The sequence below is a fragment of the Streptomyces sp. NPDC002671 genome, from assembly GCF_053592475.1.
This window is the reverse complement of sequence record NZ_JBSFVU010000177.1, coordinates 1-1,170: the sequence shown is the minus strand read 5'-3', so window position 1 is coordinate 1,170 and position 1,170 is coordinate 1. Positions and strand designations below refer to the sequence as shown.

Genomic DNA, 1,170 nt, shown 5'->3' with positions numbered 1-1,170 from the left:
CCGCACCCATCCCCAACGGACAGACCATCACCGCGGTCGACCAGTACGACAGCCACCACAACCGACTCACCCACGACACCAACTGGCGCTGACCAGTCAGACGAAGGACGGGCACCTCCTGCTGTGCAGCCAAGTGACCGCAAGGCCGCGGACAGCGGACCGGACTCGGAGTTCACCCGGTTCGTCGCCGCCCGTTGGCGGGCCCTGACCCACACCGCGTATCTGCTCACCGGCGACTTCCACGAAGCGGAAGACCTGGTGCAGACGACGTTGGCGAAGGTGTACCCGCACTGGCAGCGGCTGGAGCCGGAGCGCGCCGAACACTACGTTCGCCGCGCACTGGTCAACACCAACCGCAGCCGGCACCGCCGCCGCAGGATCACCCACCTCCTTCTCCCGTCGCTGCCCGACACCGGCCCCTTCCACGACGACGGGGCCGGTGTCGGGGACGTGGACGTCTACGACGCCCTGGCTCGCGAGCTCGCCGACCTGCCCGAGCGACAGCGGGCGGTCGTGGTGCTGCGCTACTGCGAGGATCTGTCCGTAGAGGAGGTGGCGGACGTCCTCGGCTGTTCGGTCGGCACCGTGAAGAGCCAGGCGTCCCGGGCCCTGGCCAAACTGCGCAGCCGGTCGACCGTCGCCCGCAACTACCCGCCCAGCCGCCCTGCAGAGGCACGATGACTCCAGACCACGGCCAAGAAGACTGGGCACGCGCCGCCTTCGCCCGGTCACGCGAGGCCTACCCCTCGTCCCAGGCCCCCGTCGACCAGATCCTGACCGCCGCGCGGGCCCGCAGGAAACGCCGCCGTGCCGCGGCTGCCGTGGCGAGTGCCGCCTGCGTCCTCGGCCTCGGCCTTATGGTTGCGTTCCTGAAACCACCGCCTGGTGCCGTCGCCCCTGCGCGCCGGCCCTCGCCCCCCGCGAGCTCCCCCGTCACCCCGGCTCCCGTTCCTGTCAGTGTCCGGGTGGCCGAGGGGACGACAGACGGGCACCGTTGGTCGGTGGCGCTGGAGTTCCACCGGACGCTGCCCAAGGGCTACACCCTGCCCAAACTCCCCGACGGAACCAGGGCGCAGGGCACAGCACTGCTGTGCCAGCGCATGTACATCGGCGGCGTCCGCATCGACCACCAAGGCGGCCCCTGGGCCGACTGCCAGCCCGTCACCGGCA

General features: G+C 71.0%; 1 protein-coding gene. It reads left to right on the top strand.

Annotated elements, in window-relative coordinates; translation table 11 throughout:
• The first annotated feature begins 123 nt into the window (after positions 1-123).
• Positions 124-681, top strand: coding sequence for a SigE family RNA polymerase sigma factor (locus tag ACWD35_RS45585; protein ID WP_451357195.1), 558 nt, complete (start codon positions 124-126; stop codon positions 679-681).
• The last annotated feature ends 489 nt before the right edge of the window (positions 682-1,170 follow it).